A 20942-nucleotide genomic window follows, 5' to 3' on the forward strand; every position below is an offset into this window, starting at 1 on the left:
GTCACGCGTACAAGGTTTCGACCCGCTCTTTCTCATGTTGAAGACTCACAACTGACGGCGATTTCGCCGCCGCTCCCTGTTATCTCCCAGATACTCCCTGTTACGGCCCGCAAGTCTCCCTGTTATCGATAACAGGGCGAATGATCATAACGCGTTGAATAATGGCGTGAATCTACGCCCAAACGCTCTCTGTCCGCCTCAAAAAATATAATGCCGAATAACAGGGAGAAACAGGGAGAATCACACCGGAACAGGGAGCGCCCGCTCAATCGAACCCGCCGTTCAGGAACCGCTCGGCCAGTGCGCAATGCATCGCCACGCCCAGCGCCATCGCGTCCTCGCGGATTGTCATCTTCGTATTGTGCAGCGGCGGGTTGGTGCGCGCGTCGCTGCCCTCGGGCGCGACACCGATGAACGCCATAGCGCCGGGCACGTCGCGCAGCACATAGGCGAAATCCTCCGCGCCCATCATCGGCGCCGGCATCACCTGCCACGCCTGATCGCCGCCCAGCGACACCGCGCAGGACCGCATCAGCTCGGTCGCGCGCGCGTCGTTCATCGTCACCGGATAGCCCGGATCGATATGCGCGACGCCGGTCGCACCGTGGGCCGCGGCGATATTCTCGACGATGCGCACGAACCCTTCGCGCATCGTCGCGCGGGTTCGCTCCGACAGGGTGCGCAACGTGCCGAGCATCGTCGCTTCGCCCGGAATGATGTTGTGCGCACTGCCGGCATTGATCTTGGCGATGGTCAGCACCGCCGGATCGCTGACCGGAACCTGCCGCGCGAGGAAGGTCTGCAGCGCGGTGACGATCTCGCACGCGACCGGGATCGGGTCGATGCAGTCGTGCGGCATTGCCGCGTGGCCACCGCGCCCGGTGATCGTCGCGGTCAGCGTGTCGGTCGAGGCAAGCAGCGCGCCAGTGCGGCTGACGATCGTACCGGCCGGGATGTTGGGCGAGATGTGCAGCGCGAACGCCGCCTCGGGCCGGGGATCGTCAAGCAACCCGTCCTCGATCATGAAGCGCGCGCCGTGATGTCCTTCCTCGCCCGGCTGGAACATGAAGACGATCGTGCCCGGCAAGCTTTCGCGCCGCGCGCACAGCGCTTTGGCGGCGCCGACCAGCATTGCGGTATGCGCGTCATGGCCACAGGCATGCATCGCGCCCGCCACCTTGCTGGCAAAGGGCAACCCGGTCTCTTCCTGCATCGGCAGTGCGTCATGGTCGCCGCGCAACAACACGGTGCGGCCATTATTCCCCGCACCGCGATCCGCGCCGCCACGCAGGATCGCGACGAAGCCAGTGGTTGACCCGCCTTCGCGAATTTCCAACGGCAGGCCAGCCAACGCCGCCCTGATCTTCTCGGCGGTGCGCGGGCAGTGCAGCCCGATCTCGGGATCCGCATGGATCGCGCGGCGCAGCTCGACCACATCGGCCAGTTCGGCTTCGCCGACCGCGCTCCAGTCGGTGGCGCTATCGCTGGTGAAATCCATGATCAGCGTCCCTTGAACAAGCCGCCGAGCACGCCGCGCACCAGCCCGCCGATCACGCTGGCGCCGGCACCGCGCGAGCTGCCGAACACCGCTTTCGACACCTCGTTGGCGACCGATCGCCCGACCGCCGAGGATGCGCTGCGCGTCGCCGAGGTCATCGCTCGATTCCATGGCGAATTGGCCGCTTCGCGTTCGGCCTGTTTCTGCGCCTGTGCCTGGAGCCGCGCCTGACGGTCGGCCTCGCGCTGGTCGGCGATGCGCTGGCGTTCCGCTTCACGCGCCAGCCGTGCATCTTCCTTGGCCTGTACAGCGGCAGCCTTGGCCGCATCGGTATCGGCCTTGGCTTCCTGCAGCCGCCGCACTCGCCTCGCTCGCCTTGACCGCGAGCAGTTCCTCGGCCGATTCACGATCGACCAGCGTGTCGTATTTGGTGCCGATGGGATCGGTCTGGATCAACACGCCACGCTCGACCGGCGTGACCGGGCCGACGCGCGAGCAGGGTGGTTTGATCAAAGTGCGCTCGACCGGCGATGGCGACCCGTCGGGCAACAGCAGCGAGACCAGAGCCTCGCCGACCTTCAATTCGGTGATCGCGGTGGCGACATCGACGCCGGGATTTGCGCGGAAGGTCTCGGCCGCCGATTTGACTGCTGCCTGATCGCGCGGCGTGAAGGCGCGCAACGCATGCTGCACGCGATTGCCGAGCTGGCCCGCCACGGTATCGGGGATGTCGATCGGGTTCTGCGTGATGAAGTATACGCCGACGCCTTTCGACCGGATCAGGCGCACGACTTGCTCGATCTTCTCGAGCAGCGCCTTGGGCGCCGCGTCGAACAGCAGATGCGCCTCGTCGAAGAAGAACACCAGCTTGGGCTTGTCCGGGTCGCCGACCTCGGGAAGATGCTCGAACAACTCGCTCATCAGCCACAGCAGGAACGTCGAATAGAGTTTCGGACTCGCCATCAACTTGTCGGCGGCGAGGATGTTGACGATCCCCCCTGCCCTTGTCATCCACGCCGATGAAATCGTCCATGTCGAGCGCAGGCTCACCGAAGAAATGCTCGCCGCCCTGGCTGCGTAGCTGGAGCAGGGAACGCTGGATCGTGCCGACGCTTTGCTTCGAGACATTGCCGTATGTGGTGGTCAGCTCGTCGGCACGCTCGGCACAATGCGACAGCATCGATTGCAGATCGTCCAGGTCGAGCAGCAACAGCCCGTCCTTGTCGGCGACATGGAAGGCGATGGTCAGCACGCCTTCCTGCACTTCATTCAGGTCCATCAGCCGCGACAGCAGCAACGGTCCCATTTCGCTGACCGTGGTGCGGATCGGATGGCCCTGCTCGCCATACAGATCCCAGAACTGCACCGGATTATCGGCATAGGTCCAGTCGGTGTAACCGATCTCCTTGGCGCGCGCCGCGAAGATCTCGTGCGTCTTGGTCATCGGTGACCCGGCCATGGCGAGACCCGAAAGATCACCCTTCACGTCCGCGACGAAGCACGGCACGCCGCGCTGCGAGAAACCCTCGATAATGCCTTGCAGCGTGACGGTCTTGCCGGTGCCGGTGGCGCCCGCGATCAGGCCGTGGCGATTGGCGCGCTTCAGCTCGAGCTGCTGGGGATGCTCGCCGCCGAGGCCGCTGCCGATGAAGATAGGTCCGTCCGTCATGATCGCTCCTCGAACTAGGCCCAGCGACTATTGCGCGTTTGCCGGTGAGGGGGAAGACGGGATGTCCTCCCCGGGAGTGTTTCCCGGGGAGGAATTTAGTTCAGTTCTTGATCTTCACTGGAATGAAGTTGGTCTGGCGACCACGCGTCACCAGCAGCAACACCTGCGGGCGGCCCGCCGCCGATGCCTGCGCGACCTGCGCCGCCAATTCGGCCGACGTGCGGACCGGCACATTGTTGACCGACTGGATCACGTCGCCGCGCTTCAGCTTCTGGCCTGCATCGGTTGCAGGGCTGGCCGAGGCGATGACCACGCCCTGGACCGTGGCTTCGACTCCGATCGAACGTGCGATCTGCGGTGTCAGCGGCACCACGTTCAGGCCAAGCGGGGCGGCCACAGGTGCCTGGACGCCGGGGCCATCGTCTTCGTCGGGCAGTCCGTCAGTGCCACCACCGGCGATCGCTGCCAGCTGATCCTCGGTTGGCCGGTTGGCCGCCGTGATCGACAGCTTGGTCGGCTTGCTCTGGCGGATCACGTCGAGCCGGGCGACCTGGCCAGGCGTGACATTGGCGATCAGATAGGACAGCGTCTGGTCGGGCGTGACGGCCTTGTCGTTGACGCGAACGACCACATCGCCGGCCTTCAGTCCGCCCTTGGCAGCAGGACCGTCGGGTTCGACCCGGGCGATCAGTTCGCCCTGCCCCTTGGGCAGGCCGAGTGCGGCGCCGACATTCTCGTCGACCGGGCCACCGATCCCAACGCCGATATAACCGCGCTTGATCGCGCCGCCCTTCATCAGCGTGTTGATCACCGGCTGCGCTTCCTCCGCAGGGATCGCAAAACCGATGCCGACATTGCCGCCGGTTTCGGACAGGATCTGCGAGTTGATACCGATGACGTTGCCCGAAAGATCGAACATCGGGCCACCCGAATTGCCGCGGTTGATCGCCGCATCGGTCTGGATGAAGCGGTCATAGGCCCCGCCCGAACCGGTCACGCGATGCAGTGCCGAAACGATGCCGGCGGTCACGGTCGACCCGAGCCCGAACGGGTTGCCGATCGCCACGACCCAGTCGCCGACTCGTGCCTTTGCCGAATCGCCGAACTTGACGAACGGCAGGTTGGCACCCTCGATCTTGAGCACTGCGAGATCCGACGCCGGATCGCGACCGATCAGCTTGGCGACATATTCCTTGCGATCGGGCATGATCACCTTGATCGATTCGACTGTGGCGCCCTTGGCGCCCGGCGCAATCACGTGATTGTTGGTCACTACATAGCCGTCGGGCGAGATGATGAAGCCCGAGCCGAGCGACTGCGCCTCACGCGTGATCGGCGCCCCACCCTGACCCTGGCCCTGGCCGAACTGGCCAAAGAAGTCGCCGAGCGGCGTGCCTTCAAACGGATTACCGGCGGCCTGCTGCGTGATTTTCTGAGTCGTCGAGATGTTGACAACCGCAGGCTGGAGCCGCGCAACCATATCGGCGAAGCTCATCGGTGCGCCGGGTTTGGGCGCGGTCGCCTCGATAGCGCCAGGCTCGTTCTGCGCAGTTTGCGCAGATGCCGTCGGCTGGAACATCATGGTCGCGGCAGTGCCGCTCAGCAGCAAGGCACCGGTGATGACGTAAGCATAACGCACGTGAGTCATTTCCTCTCGATTGCCGGTCGGCAAGATCCCGTTTCTGGGGTCCTAAATCTGAACGGCGATTGAATATGAATGCATTGACAGTTTCCGGGAAAGCTTTGGATCAGCGACCGCGGCCCTGGAATTCCTTCAGATATGCGTTGTTCGGCGACAGGATCAACGACGTCTCTCCACGTGGCTTGCCGTCATTATTGACCCCGAATGTATACCGATAGGACTGCATTGCCCGATAGAAGTCGTAGAAGTCCGGATCCTTGTTGAACGCTTCGGCATAGATTTTGGCTGCATTGGCATCGGCTTCGGCGCGAATGATCTGCGCCGTCTTCTGACCTTGCGCCGTAATCGTCGCCACTTCCTGCTGCCGTGCGGTCTTCATGCGGTCGAGCGCGCTGTTGAGCGGGCTGCCATCCGGCAGATCCGCACGCTTGATGCGGACATCGACGATCTGCACGCCATATTGTGTCGCCTGACGCTGCAGACCGGCCTGGATATTATCCATCACCTGGCCGCGTTCCGGGCTGAGCAGCGCCGCGAAGGGCCGCTTGCCGAGTTCGTTGCGCAGTGCCGAGCCGAGCAGCGGGCGCAGCTGATCGCCGACCCGCTCCTCGCTGCCGGCGGTCACCACCATGCGCAGCGGATCGACTACGCGGAAGCGCGCATAGGCATCGACCGAGAGGCGAAGTTGGTCAGTCGACAGCACCTGGGTATTGTCGAGATCGACGTCGAGCACGCGCTTGTCGACCCAGACCAGGCGATCGATGAACGGCACGCGCAGGACAAGGCCGGCGCCGGTCCGGCCGAACGGCTGGTTGGGTTGCCAGCGGTTGATCGTGCGCACCGGGTTTTCGAAGCGCAGGATCACCGCCTGCTTGGTTTCGGGAACGATCGCGACGGTGCTCGCCACGAGGATCAGCAAGATCAACGCGAGGAAGCCGAGGACGATCGGGTTACGGAACATGGAACCGCTCATTGGCTGCCTCCCGTCGCAGGTGCGGCCTGGGCGGCGGGCGCCGTGGTCTGGGGGTCGGGCAGGCGACGCGTGCCGCCCGGGATCGGCAGATAAGGGACCACGCCCGGCGCCTCGACGATCGTCTTGTCGCTCTTGGCCAGCACACCCTCCATTGTCTCGTAATACATACGTCGGCGCGTCACTTCGGGGGCAAGCTTGTACTGCGCATAGACCTTGTCGAATGACGTGGCCTCACCCTGCGCGAAGGCCAGCTGCTGCTGCGCATAGCCGCGCGCGAGGTTGATATTGCCCTGCGCCGCCTGCTGCGCCGCCGACACCGCCTTGAAATCCTCCGACACGGCGGCGGGCGGCTGCGCCTGCTTGATCGCCACGCCCTGGATGCGGATGCCGGCGTTATAGTCGTTGAGCACGGTCTGCATCAGCTCCTGCACGCGCCCCTCGATCGCACCGCGACCGGCGCCGATCGCTTCGTTCAGCGTGGTGGTCGCCATCACCGCGCGCATCGCGCTTTCCGCGGTGGCGCGGACCGTTTCCTGCTGATTGCGAATCTGGAAGCTGTAATCCTGCGGGTTCGACACGTCCCAGCGCACAGAATAAGCCAGATCGATGATGTTCTGATCACCGGTCAGCACGAGATTCTCACCGCCCGATCCTTCGGGAAAGTCCTCCAGCCGGATCTTCTGCACATCGACCTTGGTGACCGACGCAATCGGCGCCGGAAGGGTCATGCGGATGCCCGGCTCGAGCGTGCCGGCATAACGGCCGAACCAGGTGACCACACCGCGCTGTTGCGGGCCGATCTGATGAATGCTGGTGAACAGGACCCAGACCAGCACGATCAGGCCGACGCCGAGGCCCCACAAGGTACCGGCACCCGGCGAGCCGGGAATGCGCGGACGTCCGCCGCCAAAGCCGCCACCACCGCCGCTGCCCTTGGCGCGCTTGAGGAATTCGTCGAGCGCGGTCGGCTTCGGGCCGCGCGTGCCGCCCGGGGGCACGGACCAGGGATTGCGCGGACCGCCATCGCCACCGGAGCCGCCTCCGGCGTTGCCCCCGCCATTGCCATTGTCGCCGCCCGAGCCGCCCCAAGGGCTTTTCGGTCGGTCGGAATTGAGGATGGTGAAACGCTGAAGCCAGCCGGTAAGGATCGTCATAACGTCTTTATAGGTGTGTGAGCGCGGAAAAACAGTGGCAAGCGCCGTTAACGCTCCTATCTCGCCGACAATGAGCACAGAAGACACGCTTGATGCCGCCCTGCGTACCGTCGCGGGCGAGCGCGCCACCGGCCGGATCGATGGCGATCGCGCCAGTATCATCCTCGACGTCACCGGCCTTGATCAGCCGTCGCGCGACGAGCTGGAACGCCGCGTGCGCGCCGCCGCCGAGAGCGTGGCGGGCATCGCCACGGTGCGAATCGCCCAGACCAGTCAGCGCATCGTCCGCACCCTGATCGCGGTCGCCAGCGGCAAGGGCGGCGTCGGAAAATCGACCGTCTCGGCCAGCCTCGCGATCGGGCTGCACCGGCTCGGCCGCAAGGTCGGCCTGGTCGATGCGGACATTTACGGCCCGTCGCAGCCCAAGCTGATGGGCGTCGAAGGCTCCAAGCCCACCGCGCGCGACAAGGTGCTGCAGCCCGTGCCCACGCCGCACGGCGTGCCGATGCTGTCGATGGGCCAGCTGGTCGCGCCCGATCAGGCGATCGCGTGGCGCGGTCCGATGATCGCCGGCGCGCTCGGCCAGATGCTCGACGGCAACTGGGCGGCGCAGGACACGTTGGTGATCGACCTGCCGCCCGGCACCGGCGACGTGCAGCTGACCATGGTGCAGAAATACCGCCCGACCGGTGCAGTGATCGTCTCCACGCCGCAGGACCTCGCGCTGATCGACGCGCGCCGCGCGATCGACCTGTTCGTCAAGGCGGGCGTGCCGATCATCGGGCTGATCGAGAATATGGCGGGCTATGCCTGCCCTTCCTGCGGCGAGATTTCCGACCCGTTCGGCCGGGGCGGTGCAGAAGCAGCGGCAACGGAGCTCGGCATCCCGTTCCTCGGGCGCATTCCGCTCGACATCGCGATCCGCACCGCGTCCGATGCAGGGAACGCCGGTGAAACCAGCGCGTTTGCCGAGGTGAGCCAGCGCGTGTTCGACTGGATTCCCAAAGGAGGCTGACATGCCGTTGACCCAGGACGAGGATATCAGGGCGCTGCTTGAAGAAACGCGCACCATCGCGCTGGTCGGCGCGTCGGACCGGCCGAATCGCCCTTCCTATGGCGTGATGGAGATGCTGCAGGGCCATGGCTATCGCGTCATCCCGGTCAATCCGCAGATCACCGGTGAACATGTCCATGGCGAGTTCGTGTTCCGCGAACTGAACCAGCTCGGCGACCCGATCGACATGGTCGATATCTTTCGCAACTCGGCTGCCGCCAGCGACGCGGTCGACCAGGCGATCGCAGTCGGTGCGAAAGCGGTGTGGATGCAACTCGGCGTGATCAACGAAGAGGCGGCCGCACGGGCCGAGGCGGCGGGACTGAAGGTCGTGATGGACCGTTGCCCGGCGATCGAGATTCCCCGGCTCGGCGTCGCCCGGCGCGACTGACGCCGATCCGGCTTGCATCCGGGCCGGCGGCATGCATTCTGCGGGCCGGCGGGAGGCGATGTCGATGCTGGGCGCGCTGTTATTGATACTGATCCAGGCAAGTCCGGTCGATGCGGTGCCGGACGGCGCTGCAATCGAGCGGTATCGCGCGCTGACCAAGGTCGGCCCGCGCTGTGCCGCATCGACCGACCCCGATGAGATACTGGTGTGCGACCGCCGTCGCGCCGACCTGTACCGCGTGCCGCTGATTGTTCCCCCGGATCCTGGCGATCCCAAGAATGAAGGCGTACCGGCCGAACGCGAACGATTGCTCGCCCGCAGCAACAATTGCGCCGAGAAATCGAGCTTTCTCGTCGGATGCGGCATGGCCGGTGTCTCGGTCGGCACGCGCGGAGTACAGCTCGGCAGCGGCGAACGGCCGATCGCGCCATGATATTGCTCGCTCTCCTGCTCCAGGCGTCGCCGGTTGCGGACAAGCCGCCCGCAAGCGATGCGCCGCAACGCTGGTCGATCCTGGTGCCGGTGACGAACGAGCCGTGCCGCCCCGCAGCCCAGGGCGACGACATCCTGGTTTGTGCCGACCCGCTACCGTCGCAACGCCTGCCGCTTCCGGATGAGGTGATTCCCGACGGACCCCGCCCCTCCAACCCCAACCGCACCGGCGCCGGCGCACTGGCGGCAAGCGCCACGCCCTGCGCCACGCGAATGGGCGGCTGTACGGTCGGCTTCGGGCCGCCGATCGTACCGATCGTCAAAGGCCTGGTCGGATTGGCCGAGGGTGCGCTCACCAAGAAGCCGGACAAGGCCGGGCGCGTGACCATTCCGCTTGACGATCCCCCACCGCCCGCGACCGGTGGAGATCTCAAGGAAAAGAAAGAAAAGCAGGACGCGACGCAACCAAGCGGTGGTTGAAGCGATTAGCATGAAACTTCGAACGAACAGGAAATTGTCGTGGTAATTCTGTCGCTTCTGTTGCTGGCCGCCGCGCCGGCTGCCGCACCGCCGCAGCGGCATTTTCGCAAACCGGTCATCGTGACGGTCGCCAGTCGCCGCACTCGCCGCGGCGCCAAGGCGCGGGCGCCGATTGGCATCCCCGCGCGGCTGAGCGTCAACGAATGCGCCGACCGCACACTGCCAGGCTGCGCGGTGAAGAAGCAGTCACGCTATCGTCTGTCGACCGACATCGCCGCCATCGGTCCATCGGCCAAGGATCGCGCCGTGAAGATGGACGGCAGCGATTGCGAAGTGATCGGCCCGAAGGTCTGCCCGTCCAATCCACGGCCAGTGCTGCGCGCCGAATATGTTCCTGTCGGGGCGAAATAGGCCGATGTGGAATCCGCTACATCAGCTGAGGATGTGCATCCACATCGGCTGACCGACCAGGCTCTGCGATCCGCGCAGCTTCTCCAGCGCCTGAGCGACGCTGCGCTCCGGCCCCTCATGTGTCACGATCGCGACGAGCACGCTGCCATCGGGCATCGCGCCGCGTTGGATCAGGCTCTCGATAGACACGCCGGCGTCGCGCATCGCCGCCGCGATCTCCGCCAGCACGCCGACCTTGTCGGTCACGGTGAAGCGCACATAGGCTCGTGCGCGGCGATCGCCGCTATCGGCCGGCGCATGCGACGCCAGCGCATCGGCGGGCATGGCGAATGCGGGCCCGAATTCGCCGCGCGCAATGTCGATCAGATCCGCAACCACCGCCGAGGCAGTCGGACCGTCACCCGCGCCCGCGCCCTGGAACAGCAACCGGCCGACGAAATTCCCCTCCGCCACCACCGCATTGGTCGCGCCGGTAACGTGCGCGAGCGGATGGCTGACCGGCACCAGGTGCGGATGGACGCGCTGGAACAGACCGTGCGGACTATCCTCGGCGATGCCGAGCAGCCGGATGCGATAGCCGAGCGCAGCCGCCTCGGCGATGTCGGCGGCGATGACGTGGCGGATGCCGCTTGCAACCACGTCGCCAAAGGCCGGTTGTGTGCCGAAAGCGATGCTCGACAGGATCGACAGCTTGTGCGCGGCGTCGATGCCGTCGATGTCGAAGGTCGGGTCGGATTCGGCAAAGCCAAGCGCCTGCGCTTCGGCCAGCACCTCGGCAAAGTCGCGGCCTTCGGCCTCCATCTTGCTGAGGATGAAATTGCAGGTGCCGTTGAGAATCCCATAGACCCGCGCGATCTCATTCGCCGCAGCGCCTTCGCGCAAGCCCTTGATCACCGGGATGCCGCCGGCGACCGCCGCCTCGAACTTCAGCGCGGCGCCGGCCTTTTCGGCAGCGCGGGCGAGTTCGAGACCGTGATGCGCAATCATCGCCTTGTTGGCGGTGACGAAGCCCTTGCCCGCCGCCAGTGTCGAGCGCGCCAGCGCCAAAGCGGGACCGTCGGATCCGCCGATCAATTCGACCACCACATCGGCATCGTCGTGATGCGCAAGCGCGGTCGTGTCGTCGACCCAGGCGAAGCGCGACAGGTCGACGCCGCGGTCCTTGGCGCGGTCGCGCGCGGAAATGGCCACGATCTCGATCGGCCGACCGGCGCGGCGCGCGATCAGCGCATTGTTCGCATCGATCAGTCGAATCACGCCCCCGCCGACAGTGCCGAGTCCGGCGAGCGCGATACGTAGCGGTTTGGTCATTTGGGCCACCCTTTCCGGGCGCGGCCTAGCCGATCTTTCCGCCAAGGCAAGTCATCGTCGCGCTGCCGGAGCCCCGAGCATCATGTCGGGAGCCTGCGCAAAGGGCTCGGGTCATGCACCAGGGGCTCCGCGGGCGCACTGGCTCAGCCTGAGGCCCTTCTTCGCAGGAGTATAAGGAATGGGCGGGAGATATGGGACACCGGAATGTGTCACATCTTCTTCCACCATCGCCTTGACGGCATCCAATATAATTACTGTAAATCATATACTTAGTTGTAATGTTGCGCCAAACGCACAACCTCCTAGGCGGCCGCCCACGGGTCATAGCTGCCGAAGCTCCAGACATTGCCTTCGAAATCGCGCGCCGAATAACCGCGCCCGCCATAATCCTGATCAACCGGTTCAAGGAAGATTTCAGCACCCGCCGCGCGGGCGCGATCCGCATGGGCATCGACATCGGCAACGATCAGATAGAGCGACATGGTCGCGCCGCCGGCCTGAGCGACGGTGGTGATTCGGCCGCCATGCACGAACGGGCTGTCGAGGACCGAGGACAGCATGATCATCCGGTCCTCCCACAGCAATTGGGCGTGGTGAATAATGGCCGGATTCTCGTCATCGGCAAACACCGCATGACGCGTGAAACCGAACGCATCGCACAGAAAGTCGATCGCGCGCGCCGCATCGGCATAGCGCAGATTGGGAATCAGTTCGTGTCGCATGACAGGCTCCTCGGGTTGCCCGGACGACCTAGCGGTGCGCCCCGTCACCCGTATTGGATCAAACGCACCTCAATGCTCGATCAGTCCGCCGCCTGCCCCGGCGAGACGCGCGACGAAAGCGCTGGGCGTGATTCCGGCGAATTCGCGGAACTCGCGGATCAAATGCGATTGATCGCAATAGCCGATGTCATGCGCCAGGCCGGCCCAGTCCGGGTCTGGTGCCGCGCTGACGATGCTGGTGACGCGGTGGAACCGCAGCACGCGTCGAAAGCTGCGCGGGCCAATCCCGACAGTGTCGCGAATGCGATCGGCCAGATGCTTGCGGCTCCAGCCGACCTGGTCGGCAACGGTGCGCAAGTCGAGATCGGGGCGCCGGCTCACCAAGGCAACGGCGTGATCGTCGATCGCGGCGATCGGCCGGGTCTGCGCGATTCGTGCGATCAGCGCCGCATCGAGCAGCGCGATCCGCTCGTCACGCGAGCGGGCCTCGACCAGCTCGGTGCCAAGCTGCCATGCTGCGACGCCTAGCACCGCATCGAGCGGTACGACCCGGTCGAGCAGCAAATGCATCGGCAGCCCAAGCAAGCGCCGCAACGTGGTGAGCGGCAGGAAGACATGAACGCCGCGCTGCGTGCCGTTCGATTGCGACAAAGCCGGCCGGAGATGGATTCCTCCCACAAACGCCTCGCCCGTGCCGAGGTCGAGGATCTGGCCGTCGCCGCCGACAATGGTGATCGGATCGCCGAGATTGACGATCATCACGCCGTCGCCATGCGGCAATTCCCGCCGCGCGGTGAAACCGCCGGTGCGCTCGGCATAGTCGCAATAGCCGTGGATCAGCCCGACAAGCGCCGCCGGCGGCGCGATATGCGCCATGCTCCACGCATTGACGCCATCGTCATGCGCATCGAGCCGGGTCAGGCGCCCGCCTGGCACCCGGCACCGCTCATTTCTTGACCAGGCCGATCTCGACCAGCCGCTCGTGCAGATAGTCATGCGCCGTGATCGGCGTCGGATAGCGATTGGGATGATCCGCATCGATGCAGCCGGGCAGCGTCTCGATCAGGAAATCGGGCGCTGGATGCAGGAAGAACGGCATCGAGTAACGCGACACGCCGCGCCGTTCCGGTGGCGGGTTGACCACGCGGTGGGTGGTCGAGGGCAGGACATGATTGGTCAACCGCTGCAGCATGTCACCGACATTGACGACCATCGCTCCCTCGGGCGGCTTGATCGCAAGCCATTTGCCGTCGCGGTCGAGCAGTTCGAGCCCGGCCTCCTCGGCACCGAGTAGCAAGGTGATCAGGTTGATATCCTCATGCGCGCCGGCGCGTACGCCTTCGGCATCGACCGGGATCGGTGGATAATGGAGCAGGCGCAGCACGCTGTTGCCGTCCCCCACGGCACGGTCGAACCAGTTGGGAGCAAGGCCGAGATGTCGCGCGATCGCCGACAACAGCCGGTCGCCCGCGCGATCGAACGCCTCGAACAATTCAAGGAATACCGGCTTGAAACCGGCCGGTTCGGTCGGCCAGATATTGGGCGACATCTGCGCGGCGAAGCGGTGCCCTGCGGGCAGTTCGCGGCCGACATGCCAGAATTCCTTCAGGTCGACTGCGCTCGCCCCCTTGGCGATCTCGGTCTTGAACGGGGTATAGCCCCGCGCGCCGCCGCCGCCGGGCGTGTGATAGCTGCGCTTTTCCGCCTCGGGCAGTTCGAACAGCGTCCGGGTTTCGGCCCAGGCGCGCTCGATCAGATCAGCGGGAATGCCGTGATCGGCGATCACCGCAAAGCCGAAGCGTTCGAACGACCCGCCAAGTGCTGCGGCAAAGGCATCGGGATCGGCAGCCTCGTCATTGAGCGAGAGCGCAGGCACCTGGGCGGCGGGAGTATCGAGCATGGCTGTTCGTCCATATGGAGCTTCAATCGACCTAGATAACAAGCCCAACGCCGAACGAACAGCCTCGCTCCTCAGACCTTCTTACCGAAACGCTCGATCACCTCATCGAGCGGCACCTGACCAAGCAGGGCGCCCGATCCGGCGGGGCTTTCGCCATTCTCGATCGCCACGGCGAAGCGGACCGCCGGAAGCGCTTCGATCCGGCTGCGCAAGCCCGCCAGTCGAGGATAATCGGCCGGATCGACCGCCTGATGGAATTCGGCCCAGCGCGCCACGCCGATCAGCACCAGATCGGCGAGGGTCGGCCGATCACCGGCCAGGAACGGCGTGTCGCCGATCACCGCCTCCAGCTTCTCATGGCGGTTGGCCACCGCCTGTCGCCCATACCGGCGCAGCGCCGCCTGAAAGTCCGGGTCGGGCGGAGTCATTTCGAGTGCGGCCCATAACGGACTGAAAGCGCCGGTGAAGCCGCTGTTGATGAAGCCGATCCATTGATGCACGCGATCCGCCTCGGGCGTCCCCGCAGCAAAGCTGATCCGCCGCTCCGTGTCGCGCGCCTCGATCCAGGCGGCGATCGCCATGGTCTCGGTCAGGACGTTTCCCTTGTCGGTGAGCAGGACCGGAGTCTCTTGGCGCGGGTTGAGGCGCGCGTAATTGTCGTTCTTCATGTCGGCGAGCATGTCGACACGAGTGAGGCGATAGGGCTGACCGAGCGCTTCGAACGCGGCGACAAGCCCCATCGAGCTTCCCAGCGGGAAGCCATAGACGAGTATCGGTTCCATTGGATGTTCCTGATGTGGAAGGGTGTCGCTGCGCAGCGAGGCTTGATCTAGGCGCTCGGGGGCCCAAGTAAATTACGCACAATTTTGTAACCAGACGGAGCGCTCATGAAAACTGTCGTCTCGCGCTGCCCGATTGCGGGGGCAATGCAGGTCCTGAGCGGCCGCTGGCCAACCCTGCTGCTCTATTATCTGAAGGGAGGCACCAAGCGGTTCAGCGATTTGCAGCGCGACAATCCGACCGTGTCGCACCGTATCCTCTCGCTCGAGCTGCGCAAGCTGGAGGCGGCCGGGATCGTGCGCCGCACCGAGCGTGAGGGATATCCGCTGCACGTCGACTATACCCTGACCGAGGCCGGGTGGCGGCTGGTCCCGTTGATCGATGCGATCGGCGCGTGGTGGACCGACCTGGAAACAGACCGCGCCCTGGCGGCCCCGGCCGTGCTGCCGGAACCTGACCTGGTTCATCTTGGCTAAATCCGTCCCGTCGGCGAAAGCGGCGGAGATCACCTACTGACATGTACCTTCTTCACCGGCGAAGGTCGGGGCCCCGTCGGGGGAGCAGTGGAAGAGTTGAATGTTTGAGGCAGACGATCACCGGCAAGGACCGGATCAGTTCTGGTCGCTGAGGATGATCGTGCCCTTGGCGTGATCGGCACCCACCGGCGCCAGTTCGAGCTTGAACGGCTTGTCGTCATCGGTCGTGCCGGTCAGCCCCGCACCGTCCACCTTCACCTTGAAGCCGGCATCCTTGTTGAGCCGCTGCAGGAACCAGTCCTGTACCGCCTTGGGTGTGCCAGGGCTGTCGAAACTGATGCGGACATTACCCGAATCCTTCCCGCCATTGCCGCCATCCTTGGTATCGATGTTCATCGTGGAAATGGTCGAACCGGGATAGAGCTTGACGCCGTTGAGATCGAAGTCCCCGGCATCGAGCTTCAGCTTAGGCAGGTTGATCTTGCCGGAAAAGCCCGGGACGTTGACCGACATCTGGCCATTCTTGTCGACGCCGGCGAGCATATTGCCGTCCGAATCGGTGGCGTTGATCGTGATCGAGGTTCCGTCACCGCTGGAGTCGCATGCGGCCAGCGGCATTGCGAGACTCAATATGGCGAGAATACGAAGCATGGCGGACCTCCAGAGTGCTATATTCGAGCAACACACTACAGACCCGCCATGACGTTCGTCAAGTTTTGACGTCAGTTCTGGCGTCAGGCGATTAGCCGAGCAGCCGCTCCATGGTTTTTTCGTGCAGCCAGATGTTCATCGTCGCGCTGTCATTCTGGTCGCCGGTATAACCGAGTTCGGTGGCGAGCTTCTTGCGCGCATCGAGGCTCGAATCGAGCCCCAGCGCTTTCATCAGATCGACGATCGAGGTCTTGTAGTTGAGCGTCTCGCCGCGCGCGGCCGCACGGTCGGCCAGGACGGCCTCGATCGCTTCGCGGCTCGGGGCAGGCTTGGCGGCAGGCGGTGGCGGCGGTGCTGCGGCAGCCGGGGCAGCGGGTGCGGCCGGCGCAGCGGGCGCTGGCGCCGCTTCGTCATGACCGAAAATGGCGTCCTTGATTGCGCCGAATATGCTCATGTCCGTTTCCTCCTTGAGGACCGTCAGGATGGCCCCGACGGCCTGATACCATAATCATCGGCGTTGCGCGCCGGTTCCGTGGAAGGGCGATCTGGGGGTGACCTGCTGTACTGCATCTGCGAAGGGCAGCCGGATGGACGCGACTCAACCCCGCCAGCGCGACACGCCGCCGCTTGGTTTCCGCGAATTCGTCGCGCTGATCGCGGCGTTGATGGCGCTTACCGCGCTCGGCATCGATTCAATGCTGCCGGCACTGCCGGCGATCGGCCGCTCGCTCGACATCGTGACCGACAATGAGCGCCAGTTCGTCATCACCGTCTTCCTGATCGGCTTCGGCGTGGCCCAGCTGGTCCATGGCCCGCTCGCCGATCGCTATGGCCGCAAGCCGGTACTTGGCGTGGCGCTTGCCGCCTATGTCGTCGCCAATGTGGTTGCGGCCTATTCGGGCAGCTTCATGTTGCTGCTTGTCGCGCGCTTCATCGGCGGGACAGCCATCGCGGCGTCGCGTGTGGTGACGATCGCGCTGGTGCGCGATTGCTATTCCGGCCGGGCGATGGCGCGGGTGATGAGCCTTGCCTTCATCGTGTTCATGGCGGCGCCGGTGATCGCCCCGACCTTTGGCCAGGCGGTGCTGCTGGTGGGCAGCTGGCGGCTGATCTTCTGGGGCATCGCCGCGGTCAGCGCCGCGATCCTGTTATGGTTCTGGTGGCGCATGCCCGAGACGCTGCACGAGGAAGACCGCATGCCGCTATCGGCGGGGCGGCTGCTCGGCGGCTTCCGGCTGGCGATCACCGATCGCTGGTCGATCGGCTATACCCTCGCCTCGACCGCGCTGCTCGGCGGGCTCTATGGCTATATCAATTCGATCCAGCAGATCCTGTACGACACCTTTCACCGGCCCGACCTGCTCGTCATTGTCTTTGCGGTGACGGCGGGGACGATGGCGGTCGCGAATCTGCTCAATTCGCGCATCGTGATGCGGGTCGGCACGCGGCGCATCTCGCACACTGCGCTGACCGTCCTGATCCTGCTCGCCGGCGCGCATCTGGCGATCGCCTGGGCGGGATATGAATCGCTGTGGAGTTTCGCCATCCTGCAGGCACTGATGATGGGTTGCTTCGGCCTCGCCACGGCCAATTTCGGTGCAATGGCGATGGAGAATATGGGCCATATCGCCGGCACGGCATCAAGTGTGCAGGGTTTCATCACCGTTACGGCGGGTGCGCTGCTCGGCGCGCTGATCGGGCAGAGCTTCGACGGCACGACCGTGCCGCTCTATCTCGGCTTCTTCACCGCCGGGCTGGTCGCGCTGGCCATCGTCGCGATCGTCGAGCGCGGGCGGCTGTTTCGCCCCACCTGATTGGTGGTTTGAGAATAGCCCGAAGAGCGAATTTTGCAGGCGGTATCGGCCCGCTCCCTACCCGGCCACCCACAGAATATCCTGACTGGTGGTCGGGTAGGGAGCGGGCCGGTACCGCCAGAATGCATTTCAGCGCATTCTCAAACAGCGTTTCATCGCGATAATCCTGCCTCGACGGAACCCTCTACCCTGCCCCACCGTTCGCCACTTCAACCGGCTATCGTGCCGGACGGGAGAGCAGACATGACGATGGGCGGTTATCAGGTGCCGGGCGAAGGCACCGGCGACGACGGGTTCGAAGAGGAAGGCTATGACGAGAGCCAGCGCGCCGAGATCCTGGAGGTCACACGCGACGGGCCAACCGACGGCACGATCCTGACCGACCTGATGCCCGATATCGGCGATGACGAGGACGACGACGACCTCGAAATGAGCAGCGACGAAATCGGCGAGGACGATGACGAGGATGTCAGCGACGAAGACGATGACGATGAGGACGACCTGCAGGAAGATTTCGATAATGGTGCGCTCGACGAAGATGACGAGCTGACCGATGCGGACGACGCCGCGCTGAAGCCCTGAGCATGGGCTTGAAGGCACCTGGCAGTGCGCATTCTGGCGGTGTCGGCGACACGGATTGACCGCGCCTGCCGCGTTGGTCCAGCATCGGCTCGCATCAGGAGCTTGCCATGCCGACCGATCCTCGCGTCGATGCTTATATTGCCGCCTGCGCGCCCTTCGCGCGGCCGATCCTCACCCTGTGCCGCACGCGGCTGCATGCCGTACTGCCGGAGGTGGAGGAGACGATCAAATGGGGCATGCCGAGCTTCGTCTATCACGGCAAGCCGCTGGCCGGGATGGCCGCGTTCAAGGCGCACGCAAGCTTTGGTTTCTGGAAGCGCGAGGCATTCGCCACCGGGCGTGAGGGCGAGGCGATGGGCCAGTTCGGCAAGCTCGCCACGATCGGCGACCTGCCCGACAAGGCCGCATTCGATGCGATGATCCGCGAAGCCGGGGCGTTGATCGATACGGGCGCCGGCGGCCGGACCCGCGCCGCACGCCCGCCCAAACCCGAGGCGGAGGTGCCCGGGGAACTTGCCGAGGCATTGGCCCGGGACGACCTTGCCGCCGCGACCTTCGCCAATTTTCCGCCGAGCTGCCGTCGTGAATATTGCGAATGGATCGGCGATGCCAAACGCGCGGAAACCAGGGCAAAGCGCGTCATCGAAGCGATCGAATGGCTGCGCGAGGGCAAGCGCCGCAACTGGAAATACGAGAGCTGCTGAAGCCTCTTGCGGGCGGATGGAATCATGTTACGTTGTAACATCTTTTGTCTGACAGGAGGATGCCATGGCTGCTCGTGGGATAAAATATGGTCCGGCTCGCAGTGAGAATACCGAGCCCTTTTCCGACCTCAACATCACGCCGCTGATCGATGTGCTGCTCGTCCTGCTGGTGATGATGATCCTGACCATCCCGATCATGACGCACAAGGTGCCGGTCGACATACAACCGGGCGAATCCGATCCATCGACCGCCACCGTCCATCGCATTGATCTCAACGCCAACGGCTCACTCACCTGGGACAATGCGCCGATCACCGATGCGGCGCTGCCGGCACGGCTCGCCGGGTTCATGAAGGAGAATAATGCGCAGTTGCAGATCCGCGCCGCCGCCACCGCGCGCTATGAGCGGTTCGACCAGACGCTGGCGACGATCAAGCGGGCTGGTGTGACCCGGCTCGGCTTTGTCGGCAACGAACGCTACGCAAAGTTCGGCGACCTCTGAATTCGGCGCTTTTCGGCGGAACTGGGGGGGTTGATCTGCGTTAAGATCATTCCTTTCCAGACCATGACGAGGCCGCCATGCGCCTGTTTTTAGCATTGCCCTTGTTGCTCGCCGGCTGTGCTCCCGGCACTGAACCCGGCAGCAACGCGGTGGACATCAATTCGGCGGCGAACCAGGCGCAGAACAGCATCGACAGCTACGCCGCCAATGCGACCGATGAGGCATCGAACCTGACGGCGGAGACGCCTGGGGCCGTTCCGACGCCAGCCGCAACGCCAGTCGGAGCGGTCGAACCACTCAATCCGCCTGCGCCGGGCGAACCTGGCGGCCTGCCCGACGACAGGACGCCTGTGTCCGAAGCGCCCTTCACCCCCGACAGTGCACAAGGCGCGGCGAATGTCGTGCAGACCTATTATGCGCTGCTCGGAGAAGGGAAATATCACCAGGCCTGGGCATTATGGGACGATGGCGGCAAGGCATCGGGCATGGGCGTCGACGCCTTTACCGCAAGCTTCGCCAAATATAGCGAATATCACGCCAATATCGGCGCGCCCGGCGACGTGGATGCCGGTGCGGGCCAGCGCTATGTCACCGTGCCTGTGCAGGTCTATGCCCGGCTGAAGGCAGGCGCGAAGCCAGTCTATATGCTGGGCAGCGTGACCCTTCACCGGGTCGGCGACATCGACGGCGCCAGCCCTGCGCAAAAAAGCTGGCATATCAAGAGCGCAGATATCAAGCCGACACCCAAGGCCGGTTGATTCCCTCCGGCATGCCGGAGACCTGATGCGATGCCGACGATCCTGCTGCTGGTCGCGTCCAACATCTTCATGACGATCGCCTGGTACTGGCATCTCAAGGGCGGCATGGAGAAGCCCCTGCTGCTGGTTATCCTGATCAGTTGGGGCATTGCCCTGTTCGAATATTGCCTGGCGGTACCGGCCAACCGGATCGGCTTTGCCGCAGGGTGGAGCGGCGGCCAATTGAAAGTGACGCAGGAGGCGATTGCGCTGCTCGTCTTCGGCATCTTCATGGTGACGGTGCTGGGCGAACCGGTCGGCTGGCGTCACGTCGGCGCCCTGGTCTGTCTGGTCGGCGCGGTCGCCTTCCTGTTCGCGGGGAAATAGCGCTAGCCGCCGGTCCCCATCGCATTGGCGAGGATCGCGAGGTCGCCATTGTTGACGGCGTCGCCCAGCGCATCTTCGGACGCATTGCCCGCGGATGCCGGTTTCGCGGCGGGCGCATAGCCGGCGACATCGACCGCGGTCCACAGGACACCGCACGCCCAGAAGAGCGCGGCCCATCGGCTGCGGAAGAGGCGGCTGAACATCATGCAACCCTAAGCCCGCACGGTTAACGCGGCGCTCGCACAGGCGGTTAACGCTTTGGGCCGGACGTTGCCGCCCGGCCCTCCAGCGCTCAGTGCCAGTGCTCAATGCCATTTGCTCAACGATTGTCGAGTTGAGACCGCACCGCAGCCAGGCCGAGGCGCGTGATGCGATAGGGCTGCCCGCCCATGCTCGCGATCAGCGCACGCCGGCGCAAGCGGCGAAACAGCGCGAGCGAACAATCCGCCAGACGGTGCCCCTCACGCGTGAAGCAGTCGATCGTGACGATATGCTTGCCGGTATCGTCCCAGCGATGAACGATGCGTCCGCCCTGAGCCAGCGCGTGCAGCACGCGCTGTTCGTATTTCGAGATATTCATTGGAAATCATGACCCCGGAACTGGGGTTGGCCCGACGCAGCGATCCACCCGGCCGGGAACGTGCCGGTCAGGCGATGCTACGCACGATGCCG

26 protein-coding genes and 1 pseudogene are annotated in these 20942 nt (G+C 64.7%); 13 read left to right on the top strand and 14 right to left on the bottom strand.

The genetic code is table 11. The features are described from left to right. Nucleotides 1–265: 265 nt before the first annotated feature. Nucleotides 266–1498: a M20 metallopeptidase family protein gene (locus H3Z74_RS15230; RefSeq protein ID WP_187760447.1), complete on the bottom strand. Its 1233-nt coding sequence runs from the start codon at nt 1496–1498 to the stop codon at nt 266–268. A gap of 2 nt (nt 1499–1500) precedes the next feature. After that, a pseudogene (locus tag H3Z74_RS15235) lies at nt 1501–3104 on the bottom strand (helicase HerA-like domain-containing protein). On the opposite strand from H3Z74_RS15235, the gene H3Z74_RS24440 reads away from it, so the two are divergent. After that, entirely contained in the window at nt 3036–3185 is a 150-nt protein-coding gene (locus tag H3Z74_RS24440; RefSeq protein WP_229727120.1) for a hypothetical protein, read from the top strand. The pseudogene H3Z74_RS15235 and the gene H3Z74_RS24440 overlap by 69 nt on opposite strands. 82 nt (nt 3186–3267) lie before the next feature. Here H3Z74_RS24440 and H3Z74_RS15240 read toward each other — a convergent pair whose 3' ends face one another. The 3 genes from H3Z74_RS15240 to hflK all read right to left on the bottom strand — a co-directional run bounded on the left by H3Z74_RS15240 (nt 3268) and on the right by hflK (nt 6936). Beyond that, the gene (locus tag H3Z74_RS15240; RefSeq protein WP_390901763.1) at nt 3268–4815 is read right to left on the bottom strand and encodes a Do family serine endopeptidase; all 1548 of its coding nucleotides are present in this window, start codon (nt 4813–4815) and stop codon (nt 3268–3270) included. Between the two features lie 100 nt (nt 4816–4915). Then, the gene (gene hflC / locus H3Z74_RS15245) at nt 4916–5782 is read right to left on the bottom strand and encodes a protease modulator HflC (protein ID WP_187760449.1); all 867 of its coding nucleotides are present in this window, start codon (nt 5780–5782) and stop codon (nt 4916–4918) included. Further along, nucleotides 5779–6936, bottom strand: coding sequence for a protease modulator HflK (hflK, locus tag H3Z74_RS15250; RefSeq protein ID WP_187760450.1), 1158 nt, complete (start codon nt 6934–6936; stop codon nt 5779–5781). The genes hflC and hflK overlap by 4 nt, the downstream gene beginning before the upstream one ends. Nucleotides 6937–7006: 70 nt before the next feature. Between hflK and H3Z74_RS15255 the strand changes: the two genes are divergently transcribed. The 5 genes from H3Z74_RS15255 to H3Z74_RS15275 are packed head-to-tail and all read left to right on the top strand — an operon-like array spanning nt 7007 to nt 9704. Then, a complete protein-coding gene (locus tag H3Z74_RS15255) occupies nt 7007–7951 on the top strand; it encodes an Mrp/NBP35 family ATP-binding protein (RefSeq protein WP_187760451.1) in 945 nt (314 codons plus the stop codon). Between the two features lies 1 nt (nt 7952). Continuing rightward, nucleotides 7953–8381 (top strand): CoA-binding protein, encoded by a 429-nt coding sequence (locus H3Z74_RS15260; protein ID WP_187760452.1) that lies wholly within the window; start codon nt 7953–7955, stop codon nt 8379–8381. Nucleotides 8382–8412: 31 nt separating this feature from the next. Then, entirely contained in the window at nt 8413–8814 is a 402-nt protein-coding gene (locus H3Z74_RS15265; RefSeq protein ID WP_187760453.1) for a hypothetical protein, read from the top strand. Then, complete coding sequence (locus H3Z74_RS15270) at nt 8811–9293, top strand: hypothetical protein (protein ID WP_187760454.1); 483 nt, start codon at nt 8811–8813, stop codon at nt 9291–9293. The genes H3Z74_RS15265 and H3Z74_RS15270 overlap by 4 nt, the downstream gene beginning before the upstream one ends. A gap of 39 nt (nt 9294–9332) precedes the next feature. After that, nucleotides 9333–9704, top strand: coding sequence for a hypothetical protein (locus tag H3Z74_RS15275; RefSeq protein WP_187760455.1), 372 nt, complete (start codon nt 9333–9335; stop codon nt 9702–9704). A gap of 21 nt (nt 9705–9725) precedes the next feature. Here H3Z74_RS15275 and H3Z74_RS15280 read toward each other — a convergent pair whose 3' ends face one another. From H3Z74_RS15280 to H3Z74_RS15300, 5 genes are all read right to left on the bottom strand, one after another. After that, nucleotides 9726–11015 (bottom strand): homoserine dehydrogenase, encoded by a 1290-nt coding sequence (locus H3Z74_RS15280; protein WP_187760456.1) that lies wholly within the window; start codon nt 11013–11015, stop codon nt 9726–9728. Nucleotides 11016–11317: 302 nt separating this feature from the next. Continuing rightward, nucleotides 11318–11737 carry a VOC family protein gene (locus H3Z74_RS15285; RefSeq protein WP_187760457.1) on the bottom strand — a complete coding sequence of 140 codons (420 nt, stop codon included), beginning with the start codon at nt 11735–11737 and terminating at the stop codon, nt 11318–11320. A 69-nt stretch (nt 11738–11806) separates the two neighbouring features. Beyond that, nucleotides 11807–12673, bottom strand: coding sequence for a helix-turn-helix domain-containing protein (locus H3Z74_RS15290; protein ID WP_187760458.1), 867 nt, complete (start codon nt 12671–12673; stop codon nt 11807–11809). Nucleotides 12674–12683: 10 nt separating this feature from the next. Continuing rightward, nucleotides 12684–13637, bottom strand: a complete 954-nt coding sequence (locus H3Z74_RS15295) for an isopenicillin N synthase family dioxygenase (RefSeq protein WP_187760459.1) — start codon at nt 13635–13637, stop codon at nt 12684–12686. 71 nt (nt 13638–13708) lie between these two features. Then, on the bottom strand, nt 13709–14419 hold the full coding sequence (locus H3Z74_RS15300) for a glutathione S-transferase family protein (protein ID WP_187760460.1): 711 nt from the start codon (nt 14417–14419) through the stop codon (nt 13709–13711). A gap of 105 nt (nt 14420–14524) precedes the next feature. On the opposite strand from H3Z74_RS15300, the gene H3Z74_RS15305 reads away from it, so the two are divergent. Next, the gene (locus tag H3Z74_RS15305) at nt 14525–14893 is read left to right on the top strand and encodes a winged helix-turn-helix transcriptional regulator (protein WP_187760461.1); all 369 of its coding nucleotides are present in this window, start codon (nt 14525–14527) and stop codon (nt 14891–14893) included. Nucleotides 14894–15028: 135 nt separating this feature from the next. Here the strand turns inward: H3Z74_RS15305 and H3Z74_RS15310 are convergent, their stop codons facing one another. Beyond that, entirely contained in the window at nt 15029–15544 is a 516-nt protein-coding gene (locus tag H3Z74_RS15310) for a hypothetical protein (RefSeq protein ID WP_187760462.1), read from the bottom strand. Between the two features lie 91 nt (nt 15545–15635). Continuing rightward, a complete protein-coding gene (locus tag H3Z74_RS15315; protein ID WP_187760463.1) occupies nt 15636–15998 on the bottom strand; it encodes a DUF3597 domain-containing protein in 363 nt (120 codons plus the stop codon). A 133-nt stretch (nt 15999–16131) separates the two neighbouring features. On the opposite strand from H3Z74_RS15315, the gene H3Z74_RS15320 reads away from it, so the two are divergent. The 6 genes from H3Z74_RS15320 to H3Z74_RS15345 all read left to right on the top strand — a co-directional run bounded on the left by H3Z74_RS15320 (nt 16132) and on the right by H3Z74_RS15345 (nt 20270). After that, nucleotides 16132–17358 carry a multidrug effflux MFS transporter gene (locus H3Z74_RS15320; protein ID WP_187760464.1) on the top strand — a complete coding sequence of 409 codons (1227 nt, stop codon included), beginning with the start codon at nt 16132–16134 and terminating at the stop codon, nt 17356–17358. Between the two features lie 249 nt (nt 17359–17607). Continuing rightward, the gene (locus H3Z74_RS15325) at nt 17608–17940 is read left to right on the top strand and encodes a DNA primase (RefSeq protein WP_187764350.1); all 333 of its coding nucleotides are present in this window, start codon (nt 17608–17610) and stop codon (nt 17938–17940) included. 107 nt (nt 17941–18047) lie between these two features. After that, nucleotides 18048–18644, top strand: a complete 597-nt coding sequence (locus tag H3Z74_RS15330) for a YdeI/OmpD-associated family protein (protein WP_187760465.1) — start codon at nt 18048–18050, stop codon at nt 18642–18644. 64 nt (nt 18645–18708) lie between these two features. Further along, nucleotides 18709–19146, top strand: coding sequence for an ExbD/TolR family protein (locus H3Z74_RS15335; protein ID WP_187760466.1), 438 nt, complete (start codon nt 18709–18711; stop codon nt 19144–19146). 77 nt (nt 19147–19223) lie between these two features. Further along, on the top strand, nt 19224–19904 hold the full coding sequence (locus H3Z74_RS15340; protein WP_187760467.1) for a hypothetical protein: 681 nt from the start codon (nt 19224–19226) through the stop codon (nt 19902–19904). 30 nt (nt 19905–19934) lie between these two features. Then, nucleotides 19935–20270 (top strand): DMT family protein, encoded by a 336-nt coding sequence (locus H3Z74_RS15345; RefSeq protein WP_187760468.1) that lies wholly within the window; start codon nt 19935–19937, stop codon nt 20268–20270. A gap of 2 nt (nt 20271–20272) precedes the next feature. On the opposite strand, the gene H3Z74_RS15350 is transcribed toward H3Z74_RS15345, so the two are convergent. Both H3Z74_RS15350 and H3Z74_RS15355 read right to left on the bottom strand, forming a co-directional pair. Beyond that, the gene (locus H3Z74_RS15350) at nt 20273–20473 is read right to left on the bottom strand and encodes a hypothetical protein (RefSeq protein ID WP_229726610.1); all 201 of its coding nucleotides are present in this window, start codon (nt 20471–20473) and stop codon (nt 20273–20275) included. Between the two features lie 116 nt (nt 20474–20589). Beyond that, nucleotides 20590–20850 (bottom strand): YjhX family toxin, encoded by a 261-nt coding sequence (locus H3Z74_RS15355; RefSeq protein WP_187760470.1) that lies wholly within the window; start codon nt 20848–20850, stop codon nt 20590–20592. Nucleotides 20851–20942: the final 92 nt, after the last annotated feature.

The organism is Sphingomonas alpina, from assembly GCF_014490665.1.
In the GTDB taxonomy this organism is placed as follows: domain Bacteria; phylum Pseudomonadota; class Alphaproteobacteria; order Sphingomonadales; family Sphingomonadaceae; genus Sphingomonas; species Sphingomonas alpina.

Excerpts from the sequence above, each read along its gene's own strand:
- H3Z74_RS15350 (WP_229726610.1), bottom strand. The coding sequence starts at position 20,473 with ATGTTCAGCCGCCTCTTCCGCAGCCGATGGGCCGCGCTCTTCTGGGCG.
- H3Z74_RS15355 (WP_187760470.1), bottom strand. The coding sequence starts at position 20,850 with ATGAATATCTCGAAATACGAACAGCGCGTGCTGCACGCGCTGGCTCAG.
- H3Z74_RS15330 (WP_187760465.1), top strand. The coding sequence starts at position 18,048 with ATGCCGACCGATCCTCGCGTCGATGCTTATATTGCCGCCTGCGCGCCC.
- H3Z74_RS15230 (WP_187760447.1), bottom strand. The coding sequence starts at position 1,498 with ATGGATTTCACCAGCGATAGCGCCACCGACTGGAGCGCGGTCGGCGAA.
- H3Z74_RS15305 (WP_187760461.1), top strand. The coding sequence starts at position 14,525 with ATGAAAACTGTCGTCTCGCGCTGCCCGATTGCGGGGGCAATGCAGGTC.
- H3Z74_RS15320 (WP_187760464.1), top strand. The coding sequence starts at position 16,132 with ATGGACGCGACTCAACCCCGCCAGCGCGACACGCCGCCGCTTGGTTTC.
- H3Z74_RS15260 (WP_187760452.1), top strand. The coding sequence starts at position 7,953 with ATGCCGTTGACCCAGGACGAGGATATCAGGGCGCTGCTTGAAGAAACG.
- H3Z74_RS15295 (WP_187760459.1), bottom strand. The coding sequence starts at position 13,637 with ATGCTCGATACTCCCGCCGCCCAGGTGCCTGCGCTCTCGCTCAATGAC.
- H3Z74_RS15280 (WP_187760456.1), bottom strand. The coding sequence starts at position 11,015 with ATGACCAAACCGCTACGTATCGCGCTCGCCGGACTCGGCACTGTCGGC.
- hflK (WP_187760450.1), bottom strand. The coding sequence starts at position 6,936 with ATGACGATCCTTACCGGCTGGCTTCAGCGTTTCACCATCCTCAATTCC.
- H3Z74_RS15325 (WP_187764350.1), top strand. The coding sequence starts at position 17,608 with ATGGGCGGTTATCAGGTGCCGGGCGAAGGCACCGGCGACGACGGGTTC.
- H3Z74_RS15265 (WP_187760453.1), top strand. The coding sequence starts at position 8,413 with ATGCATTCTGCGGGCCGGCGGGAGGCGATGTCGATGCTGGGCGCGCTG.
- H3Z74_RS15300 (WP_187760460.1), bottom strand. The coding sequence starts at position 14,419 with ATGGAACCGATACTCGTCTATGGCTTCCCGCTGGGAAGCTCGATGGGG.
- H3Z74_RS15310 (WP_187760462.1), bottom strand. The coding sequence starts at position 15,544 with ATGCTTCGTATTCTCGCCATATTGAGTCTCGCAATGCCGCTGGCCGCA.
- H3Z74_RS15315 (WP_187760463.1), bottom strand. The coding sequence starts at position 15,998 with ATGAGCATATTCGGCGCAATCAAGGACGCCATTTTCGGTCATGACGAA.
- H3Z74_RS15270 (WP_187760454.1), top strand. The coding sequence starts at position 8,811 with ATGATATTGCTCGCTCTCCTGCTCCAGGCGTCGCCGGTTGCGGACAAG.
- H3Z74_RS15285 (WP_187760457.1), bottom strand. The coding sequence starts at position 11,737 with ATGCGACACGAACTGATTCCCAATCTGCGCTATGCCGATGCGGCGCGC.
- H3Z74_RS15240 (WP_390901763.1), bottom strand. The coding sequence starts at position 4,815 with ATGACTCACGTGCGTTATGCTTACGTCATCACCGGTGCCTTGCTGCTG.
- H3Z74_RS15340 (WP_187760467.1), top strand. The coding sequence starts at position 19,224 with ATGCGCCTGTTTTTAGCATTGCCCTTGTTGCTCGCCGGCTGTGCTCCC.
- H3Z74_RS15345 (WP_187760468.1), top strand. The coding sequence starts at position 19,935 with ATGCCGACGATCCTGCTGCTGGTCGCGTCCAACATCTTCATGACGATC.
- H3Z74_RS15335 (WP_187760466.1), top strand. The coding sequence starts at position 18,709 with ATGGCTGCTCGTGGGATAAAATATGGTCCGGCTCGCAGTGAGAATACC.
- H3Z74_RS15255 (WP_187760451.1), top strand. The coding sequence starts at position 7,007 with ATGAGCACAGAAGACACGCTTGATGCCGCCCTGCGTACCGTCGCGGGC.
- hflC (WP_187760449.1), bottom strand. The coding sequence starts at position 5,782 with ATGAGCGGTTCCATGTTCCGTAACCCGATCGTCCTCGGCTTCCTCGCG.